This is a genomic window from Streptomyces cucumeris (assembly GCF_024295805.1).
Classification (GTDB): Bacteria; Actinomycetota; Actinomycetes; order Streptomycetales; family Streptomycetaceae; genus Streptomyces; species Streptomyces cucumeris.
The window spans coordinates 63,786-76,686 of sequence record NZ_JANCLX010000032.1 but is presented as its reverse complement, the minus strand read 5'-3'; the positions used below and the strand labels follow the sequence as shown (position 1 = coordinate 76,686).

Sequence of the window (12,901 nt, the reverse complement as noted above, 5' to 3'; positions counted from 1 at the left end):
CCGCCGGACCCTGCCACCAGAAGGAGCCCATGCACCGCGACGATTCGTCATGGACCCCATCGCCCGCGGAACCGGAACGCCCCGCCCAGGTGCGGCGCATCCTCCGGCTCTTCCACCCCTACCGCAGCCGCCTCGCCGTGGTCGGCCTGCTCGTCGCCGCCTCGGCGCTGGTCTCGGTGGCCTCGCCGTTCCTGCTGCGCGAGGTCCTCGACACCGCGATCCCCGAACGCCGCACCGGACTGCTGACCCTGCTGGCCCTCGGCATGATCGCCGCGGCCGTGGTCACCAGTTGCTTCGGCGTACTCCAGACCTTCATCTCCACCACGGTCGGCCAGCGGGTGATGCACGATCTGCGCACCGCCGTATACGACCGCCTCCAGCGGATGCCGCTCGCCTTCTTCACCCGCACCCGCACCGGTGAGGTCCAGTCCCGGATCGCCAATGACATCGGCGGGATGCAGGCCACCGTCACGTCCACCGCGACCTCGCTGGTCTCCAACCTCACCAGCGTCGTCGCCACCGTGGTCGCCATGCTGGCCCTCGACTGGCGGCTGACCGTGATCTCGCTGCTCCTGCTGCCGCTGTTCGTCTGGATCAGCCGCCGCGTCGGCGACGAGCGCAAGAAGATCACCTCCCAGCGCCAGAAGCAGATGGCCGCGATGTCCGCGATGGTCACCGAATCGCTGTCGGTGAGCGGCATCCTGCTCGGCCGCACCATGGGCCGTTCCGCCTCGCTCACCGAGGAGTTCTCCCGGGAGTCCGAGCGTCTGGTCGGCCTCGAGGTCCGCTCCAGCATGGCCGGGCGCTGGCGGATGTCCACCATCGGCATCGTGATGGCCGCCATGCCCGCCGTCATCTACTGGGCCGCCGGAATCACCCTGCGCTCGGGCGGCCCGTCGGTCTCCATCGGCACCCTCGTCGCCTTCGTCTCGCTCCAGCAGGGTCTGTTCCGGCCCACGGTGAGCCTGCTGTCCACCGGGGTCCAGGTGCAGACCTCCCTCGCGCTTTTCGCCCGCATCTTCGAGTATCTCGACCTGCCGATCGACATCACCGAACCCGCCGAGCCCCGGCGGCTGGAGAGCGTGCGCGGCGAGGTCCGCTTCGAAGGCGTCGACTTCGACTACGACACCCGGGAACCCGAGTCCGCCGCCGGCACGCTGCGCGGGGTCGAGCTGACCGTCCCCGCGGGCGGCAGCCTGGCCGTCGTCGGCCCGACCGGCTCCGGTAAGACCACCCTCAGCTATCTGGTGCCCCGGCTGTACGACGTGACCGGCGGCCGGGTGCTGATCGACGGAGTCGACGTCCGGGACCTCGACTTCGACACCCTCGCCCGCGCGGTCGGCGTCGTCTCCCAGGAGACGTACCTCTTCCACGCCTCCGTCGCCGACAACCTGCGCTTCGCCAAGCCGGACGCGACCCATGACCACCTCGTGGCCGCGGCGAAGGCCGCTCAGATCCACGACCACATCGCCTCCCTGCCCGACGGCTACGACACCCTGGTCGGCGAACGGGGCTACCGGTTCTCCGGCGGGGAGAAGCAGCGCCTGGCCATCGCCCGGACGATCCTGCGCGATCCGCCGGTGCTGATCCTCGACGAGGCCACCAGCGCCCTCGACACCCGTACCGAACAGGCGGTCCAGGACGCCATCGACGCCCTGTCCGCAGGACGCACCACCATCACCATCGCCCACCGGCTGTCCACCGTGCGGGACGCCGACCAGATCGTGGTGCTCGACGGCGGCCGGATCGCCGAGCGCGGCACCCACCAGGAGCTGATGGCCCGGGACGGCCGCTACGCCGCACTGGTGCGCCGCGACGCCCAGTCACCCGCCCCGGCGGACCAGGGCCAGGACCCGGTCCCGGCGGTCCAGACGGCCCCGACCGCTTAGCGCCTGCGCCGGAGCCCGTCGCGCTGCCCGGGGGACGGCGGGTCAGGTGAACTCGGCGCGCACCGCATCCGTGTGCTCGCCGAGTTCCGGTACCGGACGCATCGGCGCCCGGCGGCCCGCCACCTCGACCGGCGGCAGCAGTCCCCGCAGCGGTCCGACGGGGGAGCCGAACTCCCCCCAGCGGTCGCGGGCCTCCAGCTGGGGATGGGCGGCGAACTGGGAGACATCCCGCAACCGGGCGTTGGCGATGCCCGCCCCGTCCAGCAGCGCGATCAGTCCGTCGGCGGTGTGCCCCGCGAAGCACTCCTCCAGCTCGGCCGTCAGCTTCTCGTCATGGGCGCGGCGCAGCGGGTTGTCCGCGAACCGCGGATCACGGATCAGCTCCGGGCGGCGCACCACCCGTTCGCACAGGGCGACCCACTCCCGGTCGTTCTGGACGCTCAGGAATACCTGCGCCCCGTCGCCGCAGGTGTAGGCGCCGTATGGGGAGATCGACGGATGGCGGGCCCCGCTGCGGGCCACGGGAGTTCCGCCGTACTGCTGACTGAAGTACGGATGCCCCATCCACTCGCCCAGCGCGTCCAGGAGACTGACGCTCAGATCCGTCCCCTCGCCGGTGCGCTCCCGCTCGTACAGCGCGGTGAGGATCCCGCTGTAGGCGTACATCCCGCCCGCGATATCCGCGATCGAGATCCCGGGCCGGGCCGGTTCCGCGGGGCTCCCGGTGATGGACAGCAGCCCGGTCTCGCACTGGATGAGCAGATCGTACGCCTTCTTGTCGCGGTACGGCCCGCTGTCGCCGTACCCCGAGATGGCACAGGTGATCAGACGGGGGTGCTTTGCCCGCAGGGCCTGGGGGCCGAGACCGAGCCGTTCCACCGCACCGGGCGCCAGATTGTGCACGAAGACGTCCGCGCGGGCGAGCAGCCCGTCCAGGACGGCCCGGTCGGCGTCGTCCTTGACGTCCAGGACGACGCTCTCCTTGCCGCGGTTGATCCAGACGAAGTAGGCCGAGGCCCCCTTGACCGCACGGTCGTAGTCACGCGCGAAGTCGCCCCGTCCGGGCCGTTCGACCTTGATGACCCGTGCGCCCAGGTCGGCGAGCTGGCGGGTGGCGTACGGGGCCGCGACGGCCTGTTCCAGGGCGACGACGGTGATGCCGTCCAGCGGCTGTGCGGACACGGAGGACGCTCCTTCGGATTGCGGATGGGCCACTGTCTTCCCCGCGCGGGGCGGTGGCCAACGCCGCCGCCCCCGCACGGCTCAGCCGAGCAGCCGCCGCAGGAAGGTGATCTGCTCCGCCTGCTGGTGGGTGGAACCGCCCTCATGACCGTTGAACGGCCACACCTTCAGTTCCTTCTCGCCCGCGTAGTGGTGGTACGCAGCGAAACCGCAGGACGTCGGGGTGATCTCATCGCGCAGCGCGGTCGAGATCAGCGCGGGAGCCTGGGCGCGCGCCGCGAAGTTGAGCCCGTCGAAGTGGTCGAGCGTGGTGAGCACCTGGTCCGTCAGATGACGCTGCCCGGCACAGAAGCGGGCCACCTCACCGTAGGGATCGTCGTCGGTGATCTCGATCGCGCGCCGGATGTGCGTCATGAACGGCACATCCACCAGCGCGCCGGCCAGATCGGACACCAGCCCGGCGACGGCGAGGGCCATACCGCCGCCCTGGCTGGCACCACTGACCACGATCCGTCCGGGGTCCACCAGCGGATGCGACCGGGCCGCCTCGACCGCGCGCACGGCGTCGGTGTAGAGCCGACGGTAGTAGTAGTCCTCCGGCGAGAGGACGCCCTTGGTCATCATGCCCGGCGACTCGGGACCGGTACCGCCCACCGGATCGGAGGTCGCGCCGGGGGAGTGCGGCGACCAACCCTGGCCGCGGGTGTCCATCACGAGGACGGCGTAGCCCACCGACGGCCACAGCAGCCAGTCGTGCGGCAGTCCGCGTCCACGGCTGTAGCCGAGGTACTGCACCACACACGGCAGCGGACCGGTCGCGTCCCGCGGGGCCAGCAGCCAGCCGCGTATCCGGTGTCCGCCGAAACCGGAGAACTCCACGTCCTCGGTCCGCACCCGGTCGAGCCCCGCGTCGTACGGCGTGAACACCGGGTCCAGGTCGACCGTGCGCGCCTCGGTCAGGGTGCGCTCCCAGAAGGCGTCGAAGCCCTCGGGCTCGGGCAGCCGGGGACGGTAGCTGTGCAACTGGTCCAGGGGCAGATCGACAAACACGCGGCAGGACCTCCGGAGTATCCGTGTACCAACGGGTATCCGGGTATCCGATCAGCGTTCGAACCGGTGGTCAAGAGAATAATGATCATGGGGCCGCGGTGCGGGGCCGCGCACCGTCACACGCGGCCCCGTGCTCATGCTCAGCGGTCGGCCCGGGCGTCGTGCGGTCCGGTGTCCGGCACCTCGCCGACCCGGGCCGCGGCCGGGTCCAGCACCCGGTTGAGGAACGCCCGGGTCCGTGGATGGCTGGGGTCGGCCACCACCCGCTCCGGACCGCCCTCCTCCACGATCACTCCGTCGTCCATGAAGACGACCCGGTCCGCGACCTCGCGGGCGAAGCTCATCTCATGGGTGACCACGAGCATCGTCATCCCCTCGTCGGCCAGGGCGCGCATGACGGCGAGGACATCGCCGACCAGCTCCGGGTCGAGGGCCGAGGTCGGCTCGTCGAACAGCATCAGCTCCGGGTCCATGGACAGCGCCCGCGCGATGGCCACCCGCTGCTGCTGTCCGCCGGAGAGCTGTGCCGGATAGGCGTCCTCCTTGGCGGTCAGACCGACCCGCGCCAGGTTCTCCCGGCCGATACGGCGCGCCGCCGCCTTGTCGCGGCGCAGTACCCGGCGCTGGGCGATGGTGAGGTTCTCCAGCGCCGTGAGGTGCGGGAACAGATTGAACGCCTGGAACACCATGCCGATCCGGCGCCGTACCCGGTCGATGTCCACGTCCGGATCGGTGACCTCCGCCCCGGCCACGGTCACCGAGCCGGAGGTGGGCTCCTCCAGGAGGTTCACACAGCGCAGCAGGGTGGATTTGCCCGACCCCGAGGGACCGATCACACACACCACCTCGCCCCGCCGGACCGTGAGGTCGATGCCCTTGAGGACCTCCAGTTCACCGAAGGACTTGTGCAGGTTCTCGACCCGGATGGCGACACCGTCCGGCCGCCCGGCCTCCTCCGTGGCCTTGTCCATTCCTCTCACCTCGCCTTCGCCGTACGGGCCTCGAGCCGCCGCACCAGATGTCCCAGCGGAACGGTGATGACCAGGTAGCACACCCCGGCCACCAGGATCGGGGTCAGACTGCGGTGCTGATTGAGCGCGTCCCGGCCGAACTTGGACAGTTCGTACTGGTCCAGGGAGAGTCCCAGCAGATAGACCAGGGACGAGTCCTTGGTGAGCAGGATCAGCTCATTGGTGAGCGGCGGCAGCACGATCCGGAACGCCTGCGGAATGATGATCGAGACCATCGCGCGGCCGTGGGACATGCCCAGCGAACGCGCCGCCTCCATCTGCCCCTTGGGCACCGCCTGGATACCCGCGCGGATCGTCTCCGCCATATAGGCGGCGCCCACCAGGCCGAGCGCCAGCATCACGGTGACGTATCGGTCCAGGGCCACCTGGAAGGCGAGCGGCACACCGAAGCCCAGCGCGATGAAGACCAGCAGCGCCGGAACGCCGCGGAAGAACTCGATGTAGGCGATCGACAGCCAGCGGTAGGGCGGCACCTGGGACAGCCGCATCAACGCGAGCACCAGCCCCAGCACCAGCCCGAAACCGAACCCGAGCAGGGTGTAGACGACGGTGTTGACCAGGGCGGTGGTGATGACATCGGGGAACAGGGACCGGGCGACCTCCGCGTCGAAGAACGCGCGGCGCAGCTCACCCCAGTCCGCGGCCAGGACGAAGACGAGCAGCACGGCGACGAGCACGGCGTACTGCACCGCCCGTATCGCCCGCGCCCGCTGCCGACGGGTCATTGCCATAACTGTGCGGACTCCTCAGCTCCGGTGACGGTCGCGGGCGTCAGTTCGCGGCGGGCTCCGTGGCGGCCTTCTTGGTGGGTTTCTTGGGCGCGGTGCCGAACCACTTCTTGTAGATCCGGTCGTAGCGGCCGTCCGAACGGGCCTGTTTCAGCACCTTGTTGACCTTCTTGCGCAGGGCGTCATTGCCCGTGCGCACGGCGATGCCGTACTGCTCACCGGTGTTGAACTCGGCCGTGACCTCGGTGTCGGGGTTGTCCTTGACGTAGTCGTAGAGCACACCGTTGTCATTGACGCCCGCGTCGACCTGGCCGGTCTTCACGGCGGTCAGCAGCAGCGCGAGGTCCTCGAACTGGACCAGCTTCGCACCCTTGGCGCGCTTCTGGGCATACGCCTCCCCGGTGGTTCCCTGCTGTACGGCCAGCTTCTTGCCGTCAAGATCGCCGAGTGAGGAGTAGGGCTCGCCTTTCTTGGTCACCAGGGCCTGGGTGGCCTCGAAATAGGGGTCGGAGAAGTCGAGGTTCTTCTCCCGCACGTCGTTGATGGTCATGCCGGCGGCGGCGACATCGCACTTGTTGGCGTTGAGGTCCTCCCCGGACTGGATGCCCTCGAAGGGCGTGTCGACGATCTCCTGCTCGACCTTGAGTGACGAGGCGACCAGGTCGACCAGGTCCACATCGAACCCGACGATCTTCTTGCCCTCCTTGGACTGGAAGGGCGCGTACGGCAGATGGGTACAGGTCGTGAGTTTCCCGGACTGCACCAGGCTGATCTTCGAGCCGCCGGAGCCGGACGACGCGGTACTGGTGCACCCGGCCAGCAGGACGGACGCTGCGGCGATGGCAGTGGCGGACAGTGCGGAGCGAGCGGACACGGCACCTCCGGACATGGTCGGGGACGACCCCACGGAACGCGTGATCAGTGAGATGGCCCGCATCCTGCCATCGGTGGCGCCCGGATGTACCCGTCGTGTGCGTTGCGAGCGGATAACGGCGTGACGGTCAGCGGCGCCGTCGCCACCTGCGGCGCTTGCTCCAGAACCAGCCTGCCGGTGGCTCGTCCGCCCGCCAGGGCTGGGGCTCGGGACCTCCGCTCCGCCAGCGCTCCCTCAGCATCCGGGTCCGCGCGGCGGGCTCGGAGACCTCCGCTCCGCGTATGAAGTCCTCGTCGAGCACGACGTCGTCCCAGCGGTCCGCGCCGTCCGCGCCCTCCGCGTCGTCGTCCGGTCCCCGGTCCGTGGATCCGGTGCTCACAGGGCACCTCCCGTCCGCCGGTGCCGCTGGGGCACACACTCCCTCGAACGGGGAACGCACGGGGCACCGGCCGAGTTCCGGTCCGGCCCGTGCCCCGGGCACGGCGCTACACCGGGATCCACACCCGCATCGGGCCGTCCGCGCGGTTCGCCCAGGCGTAGTAGGGGATTCCGGTCAGATGGACCGGCACCGGGTCGGTGGGCACCTCGGCCCCTTCCGCACCATCGCCACCGTCGGTGTAGGGCCACCACACGCGGGAGCGGACCGCTCTGCGCAGTCCACGGGTCGTGATCACCGTCACCCCGCCGAGCAGTCCCGGCCGGTGCTCCTCGTCCAGCGGCGCGCCCGGATGCAGCGCGAGGTCGTCGAGCCGGATCCCCTCCGGCAGGTCCGCTCCCTCCAGGCAGTACACCAGCGGTCCCCGCTCGATCGCGACACAGCCGCGGACCGCGTCGATCCGTGCGTCCGGCCGGGTCCGCCGCGGGGACAGCGGCAGGCTCAGCACCACCACCTCACCGGGCCGCCAGCGCCGCCGAAGCCGCAGCCAGCCGTCCCGGGCCCGTTCCGTCCGGGGCGTACCGCCGACCGTCACCTCGTACTCCCGCGCCCAGGGCGGGATGCGCAGCGACAGCGTCCAGTCGGTGTCCTCGGGGACCTCGTCCACCACCACCGCGATACGGCCCTCCCAGGGGTAGGCGGTGCCGACCCGCACGGCGCCGCCACCCGCCGCGTACGAGCCGGAGGCGTACTGGTGCAGCTGGAGTCCGTCGGCGTCGCCGCTCACCATGTAGTGCGGCAGTGAGGCCAGCAGCCGTACCGCGCGGGGCGGACAGCAGCCGGCGCCGGACCACGGAGTGCGTCCCGGTCGCCCGGCCGGTGCTCCCTCGTCGTGGCCGCGGACCTGGAGCGGATTCACCCCGGACCAGCGCGTGCCGTCCAGCGAGACCCCGGCCGCGAAGGCGTTGAACAGGGTGCGTTCGATGAGATCGCTGTAGTGGGCGTCGCCGGTCAGCAGCGCCATCCGCCAGCCGAACCCGATGGCGGCGACGGCCGCGCAGATCTCCGCGTACGCCCGGTCCGGCGGCAGCTCGTAGGCGTCCCCGAAGGACTCCCCGGCGTCCCGGGCGGCCACCCCGCCCGTCACATGGGTCTTGGTGGCGGCCATGTCCTCCCACAGCCGCACCAGGGCCTCCCGCAGCCCCCGGTCGCCGGTCTCGGCCGCCAGATCGGCGACCCCGGTCAGCAGTCGCAGCCGGTCCACCGCGTGTCCGGTGACCTGCGATGCCTCCCGCACCGGCAGCGGGTCCCGGCGCCGTGCGCCTTCCGGATCGGTGCCGGGCCCGTCGGGCCCGTCCTCCCGCGCACCGGTGTCAAGACCGTCCCGCTCCCGCCGGTCCAGGAGGTACTCGGCGAGTTCGAGGTGACGCCGCTCCCCGGTCTCCCGGTACAGCTCGACCAGCGCCGCGCCGATCCCCGGGGGTCCGCACACCGGCTCCATGTCGGCCCCCGCGTCGAAGAGTGCGCCGATGCGATCCGCGGAGCGCTGCGCCACATCGAGCAGGGTGCTCTCGCCGGTGGCCCGCCGGTGCGCCACCGCGGCCTGGAGGAGCGGGACCGCGTCGCGCAGCTCGGTCTCCGGGACCGCCGGCGCACGCTCCGATACCGACGCCGGCCACCGCCGTTCCACGGGCCGGACCGGGGCGGACGGCTCCCGGCGCTCCTCCTCGGCGCGCGCCGCGCCGACCAGTCGGCCCACCCGCTCGGCCAGTTCCTGGAACGCCGTGCCCGCACCGCCCTCGGCGAGCTGCCAGGACGCCGCCTCCAGCCACAGGTGTTCCTCCGCGTCCGGCGAAGGCTGCTCGGCGGCCGCCGCCGCGAGCCCCTCCCACCCCTGCGGAACACTGACTTCCGCGTTGATACGGCGTCGGGTGGCCCAGAAGCCACCGGTGATACGGGCCGCAGTCGCCGGGCGCAGCGCGGTGCGGGCCTCCGGCGAGAGGCGGATCGGTCCTGCGGACATGTGCTTTCCCCTTACGGCCGACCGCCGGTGATCCTGTGGGGTCTCCTGGTCACAGGCACGGGAACCGGTCGCCGCGGTGAGCATAAGCAGGCACTTTGCCCGCGACAAGCCCCCAATCGCCTAGGGATCGGTGCCACCTTCCCCAGGGATCGTTCCCACCGCCCCCGCGAACGGGGGCGGTTGACCCGGAGGGCCCGGACCGCTCAGGCCGGGACCAGGGCGCGCCGCTCGGCGACGTGCGCCACCACACAGGTGACGTTGTCCGGACCGCCCGCCCGCTGGGCGAGGGCGACCAACGTCCGGACCGCCCGCCCCGGATCGGACTCCGCGACCAGGACGCGCCGGATGTCCTCGTCGGCCACGACACCGCTCAGCCCGTCCGAACACAGCAGGTAGCGGTCACCGTCCCGGGCGTCCCGCAGCGTGAGGTCCGGTGTGAAGTCCGAGCCACAGCGCACGGCCCGCAACAGCAGCGCCCGTTGGGGGTGGGAGGCGGCCTCCTCCGGTGTGAGCCGCCCGTCGTCCACCATCGACTGCACCAGAGTGTGGTCATGTGTGATCTGGAACAGCTCGCCCTCGCGCAGCAGATAGGCGCGGGAGTCCCCGATATGCACCAGGCCCAGCTCGGAACCCGACCACACCAGCGCGGTGAGGGTGGTGCCGACCCCGGCCAGCGCCGGGTCCGACGCGGCGAGTTCGCTGACCGAGGCGTGCACCCGTCGGGCCGCGTCCTCCAGCGCGCTCAGCAGTTCACCGCCCGGCACCTCCGACTCCAGCGGTTTGAGCGCCTCGACCGCCGCCTCACTGGCGTGCCGACCGCCGCCGAAACCGTCGGCCACGGCGAACAGCCGGGGTCCGGCATAGCCGACGTCCTCGTTGCTCTCACGGACGGAGCCGGTGTCGGAGAGCACGGCGTAGCGGATTCCCAGGGTGGGGTGAGCAGAAGACATCGCGGTGTCCTTCCCGGACAGATGGTCGTCGAGGAAGGCGGCCAGTTCCCGCCGGGCCGCCGTGTCCGCCTCGACCTGTGCCCAGAACGCGCGGACCTCCCGGGCCGCGGCCCGGGGTTCCAGCTCGCACACGGCCTGGATCCGGGCCAGCGGCATGCCCAGCCGCCGCAGCCAGACCACCAGCCGGGCCCGTTCCAACTGGGCCGGGTCGTAGAAGCGGTAGCCGGAGTACGGATCGACCCGGGCGGGTGTGAGCAGCCCGAGCTCGTCGTAGCGACGGAGCGCCTTGGCGGACAGCCGCGCCGCCCGCGCGAACGCCCCGATCGTCAACAACTCCATGTCCGCCCTCCTCGGACCGGGCGCCCCGCCCGGTCACCACGATGCTGAGCCTTCCCCCGGGAGGAAGGTCAACTGAGCGGCGGCGGTTCCCCCGGGACCCCGGTCCGGTGGATCGTGTCCGGCGCCCGGACCCCGCCGGGCAGGCCCTAGGCGATCCGGCCGAGGTCGCCGGGCAGCACCCGGTGGAGCGGCGGCGCCCCCGCCACCACCCGCTCCACCTCGTCGGCCACGGCCGCGCCCAAGCGCTCCAGTTCATGGCCCAGCGCCCCCGCGACATGGGGGGTGAGCAGGACGTTGGGGAGGGTGAACAGGGGGGATTTGGAAGGCAGTGGCTCCGGTTCGGTGACATCCAGGACCGCGGAGATCCGGCCGCCGGACAGCTCGGCCACCAGGGCGTCGGTGTCGACCAGGGTGCCGCGCGCGGTGTTGATCAGCGTGGCGCCGTCCGGCATCAGGGCCAGTCGGCGCGCGTCGAGCAGATGCCGGGTGGCGGGCAGCGACGGGGCGTGCAGGCTCAGCACGTCGCTGGTGGCCACGAGTTCGTCCAGCGGCAGCGTGCGGACGCCGAGCGCCGCCGCCTCGGCGGCCTCCAGATGCGGGTCGTACACCGCCACGTCCAGATCGAAGGGGCGCAACAGCTCGATCACCCGGCGGCCGATCCGGGACGCGCCCACGAGCCCCACCAGGCGCCGGAAGTTGCCGATGTGCGCCGTCCTCGCGGGGGTGGGGAAACGGTGCTCGGCGGCGTACAGGGCGCGCAGCCGCAAGGTGTCCTTGCCCGCCAGCAGGATGGTGGCGAGGGTGAACTCGGCGACGGGCAGGGCGTTGGCGGCCGCGGCGGAGGAGACCAGGAGGCCGCGTTCCCAGCAGGCGGGGGTGATATGGCCCTTGACGCTGCCCGCGGCGTGCAGGACCGCGCGCAGTCTCGGCAGTCCGTCGAGCACCTCGGCGGTCAGCGGTTCACAGCCCCAGCCGGTGATCAGTACCTCCACGGCGGCCGGGTCGGCGCCGGTCACCTCCGACGGCCGGACGGCGGCGCCGGCCGGGATCGTCACGGACGTCGCGAGACGGTCCAGCAGCGGTACTGGGAAGAGCTTCGGAAGATGGACGGGGTCCATCACGAACAGCGCGGCGGGAGAGTCGGGCACCGTGGCCTCCTGGTGACACAGATGAGAGGCGATCAGCCTCTCTCGCCGTGCGGAGACAGGCCAGTCAGAAAGCGAAGCGGTTCAATCTCATATAGCAGTCTTATTGTTAATAGTCAGTCATATACCGGAATCTTCCCCTCTTCAGGTATTCGCCATGCTTTCCCCGGGCACTGAGGGTGTATCCGTGCACACCTGTGCGCTCTCGTGGTCTCACGAGAAGAGGGAGGTTCCTCATGTCCATATCCACCACACCCGGAACCGTGTGGGGTACCTGGATCAACCTGGAAGGCGGTATCCACTCGGAGCCCGCCCCGGTCCTGTTCGCCGACGACCGCGTGCAGGTCTTCATCCGTGGCGGGTCCAACGTCCTGTGGAGCAGGGTCGAGGGGCGTGACGGCAGTTGGCTCGGCTGGTTCCAGTACACCGGCGTGTCGATCGACGGCATCCCCGCCCCGATCCGCGGCAAGGACGGCAAGATCCGCGTCTTCTACCGGACCCCGGACAACCACCTCGAGGTCATCACCCAGACCAGTCTCAACGGCGGCTACAGCGGCCCTCAGCGGCTGGTGAACAACATCGGTGACGACCCGGCCGCGGTGCTCAACGCCGACGGCCGCATCCAGGTGTTCTTCCCCGGCACCGACGGTGCGCTGTGGTTCATCCGCAACCAGGACCTGCTGTACGAGACCTACACCGGACCGACCTCCCTCGGCGGGGCCGTCCGCGCCACCCCCTCGCCCGTCCTGGACGGTGGAGGGCGCATCGTGGTGGCCACCAAGGGTGTCGGGGACACGCTGTACACCATCCAGCAGAGCTCCCCGAACTCCAACACCTGGGAGCCCTTCGGTCTGGCGGCGAGCAACGTCACCAGCCGCCCTTCGGTGTGTCTGGACGCCGCGGGGCGGGTGCAGATCTTCTTCCGCGGATCCGACGCCGCGGTGTGGCGCGTGGGGCAGAGCGACGACTACGACTCCTTCGTCGCCCCGGTCCAGCTGGGCGGGCAGATCGTCTGGCGCCCCACCTGCGGTCTGGGCCAGGACGGCCGGATCAACGTGTTCATCAAGGCGACCGACAACGCCCTGTGGGTCGCCGTCCAGTCCACCGAGAACGACCCGACCTACACCGGGTTCCAGTCGCTCGGCGGATCGATCGGATCGGCGGGTGTGAGCGTGCCCATCCTCAACGAGGAGAACCTGCTGTACGTGTTCCTCCAGGGCAGCGGAACCGCCAGGGACCTCTGGCTCCAGCGCCAGACGTTCGTCTGACGGCCACCGCACCGCGACCGGCCTCATCGCGCACCCCGAGGCCGTG

11 protein-coding genes are annotated in these 12,901 nt (G+C 71.0%); 2 read left to right on the top strand and 9 right to left on the bottom strand.

Annotated elements, in window-relative coordinates:
• The first annotated feature begins 29 nt into the window (after positions 1-29).
• A complete protein-coding gene (locus tag NMK44_RS33165; RefSeq protein ID WP_254750095.1) occupies positions 30-1,889 on the top strand; it encodes an ABC transporter ATP-binding protein in 1,860 nt (619 codons plus the stop codon).
• Positions 1,890-1,931: 42 nt separating this feature from the next.
• Here NMK44_RS33165 and NMK44_RS33160 read toward each other — a convergent pair whose 3' ends face one another.
• From NMK44_RS33160 to NMK44_RS33120, 9 genes are all read right to left on the bottom strand, one after another.
• Entirely contained in the window at positions 1,932-3,071 is a 1,140-nt protein-coding gene (locus NMK44_RS33160; RefSeq protein ID WP_254750093.1) for a CaiB/BaiF CoA transferase family protein, read from the bottom strand.
• Between the two features lie 81 nt (positions 3,072-3,152).
• Entirely contained in the window at positions 3,153-4,121 is a 969-nt protein-coding gene (locus tag NMK44_RS33155) for an acetylxylan esterase (protein WP_254750091.1), read from the bottom strand.
• A gap of 140 nt (positions 4,122-4,261) precedes the next feature.
• Entirely contained in the window at positions 4,262-5,092 is an 831-nt protein-coding gene (locus NMK44_RS33150; protein WP_254750089.1) for an amino acid ABC transporter ATP-binding protein, read from the bottom strand.
• A gap of 5 nt (positions 5,093-5,097) precedes the next feature.
• On the bottom strand, positions 5,098-5,883 hold the full coding sequence (locus NMK44_RS33145) for an amino acid ABC transporter permease (RefSeq protein WP_254750087.1): 786 nt from the start codon (positions 5,881-5,883) through the stop codon (positions 5,098-5,100).
• A gap of 40 nt (positions 5,884-5,923) precedes the next feature.
• Positions 5,924-6,754: a basic amino acid ABC transporter substrate-binding protein gene (locus tag NMK44_RS33140; protein ID WP_254750085.1), complete on the bottom strand. Its 831-nt coding sequence runs from the start codon at positions 6,752-6,754 to the stop codon at positions 5,924-5,926.
• 127 nt (positions 6,755-6,881) lie between these two features.
• On the bottom strand, positions 6,882-7,133 hold the full coding sequence (locus NMK44_RS33135) for an SGM_3592 family protein (RefSeq protein WP_254750083.1): 252 nt from the start codon (positions 7,131-7,133) through the stop codon (positions 6,882-6,884).
• Between the two features lie 106 nt (positions 7,134-7,239).
• On the bottom strand, positions 7,240-9,153 hold the full coding sequence (locus tag NMK44_RS33130) for a glycoside hydrolase family 127 protein (protein WP_254750081.1): 1,914 nt from the start codon (positions 9,151-9,153) through the stop codon (positions 7,240-7,242).
• Between the two features lie 203 nt (positions 9,154-9,356).
• On the bottom strand, positions 9,357-10,442 hold the full coding sequence (locus NMK44_RS33125) for a MerR family transcriptional regulator (RefSeq protein WP_254750079.1): 1,086 nt from the start codon (positions 10,440-10,442) through the stop codon (positions 9,357-9,359).
• A gap of 146 nt (positions 10,443-10,588) precedes the next feature.
• Complete coding sequence (locus tag NMK44_RS33120) at positions 10,589-11,590, bottom strand: hydroxyacid dehydrogenase (RefSeq protein ID WP_254750077.1); 1,002 nt, start codon at positions 11,588-11,590, stop codon at positions 10,589-10,591.
• Between the two features lie 233 nt (positions 11,591-11,823).
• On the opposite strand from NMK44_RS33120, the gene NMK44_RS33115 reads away from it, so the two are divergent.
• A complete protein-coding gene (locus NMK44_RS33115; protein WP_254750075.1) occupies positions 11,824-12,855 on the top strand; it encodes a PLL family lectin in 1,032 nt (343 codons plus the stop codon).
• The last annotated feature ends 46 nt before the right edge of the window (positions 12,856-12,901 follow it).

Excerpts from the sequence above, each read along its gene's own strand:
- NMK44_RS33165 (WP_254750095.1), top strand. The coding sequence starts at position 30 with ATGCACCGCGACGATTCGTCATGGACCCCATCGCCCGCGGAACCGGAA.
- NMK44_RS33150 (WP_254750089.1), bottom strand. The coding sequence starts at position 5,092 with ATGGACAAGGCCACGGAGGAGGCCGGGCGGCCGGACGGTGTCGCCATC.
- NMK44_RS33145 (WP_254750087.1), bottom strand. The coding sequence starts at position 5,883 with ATGGCAATGACCCGTCGGCAGCGGGCGCGGGCGATACGGGCGGTGCAG.
- NMK44_RS33130 (WP_254750081.1), bottom strand. The coding sequence starts at position 9,153 with ATGTCCGCAGGACCGATCCGCCTCTCGCCGGAGGCCCGCACCGCGCTG.
- NMK44_RS33125 (WP_254750079.1), bottom strand. The coding sequence starts at position 10,442 with ATGGAGTTGTTGACGATCGGGGCGTTCGCGCGGGCGGCGCGGCTGTCC.
- NMK44_RS33115 (WP_254750075.1), top strand. The coding sequence starts at position 11,824 with ATGTCCATATCCACCACACCCGGAACCGTGTGGGGTACCTGGATCAAC.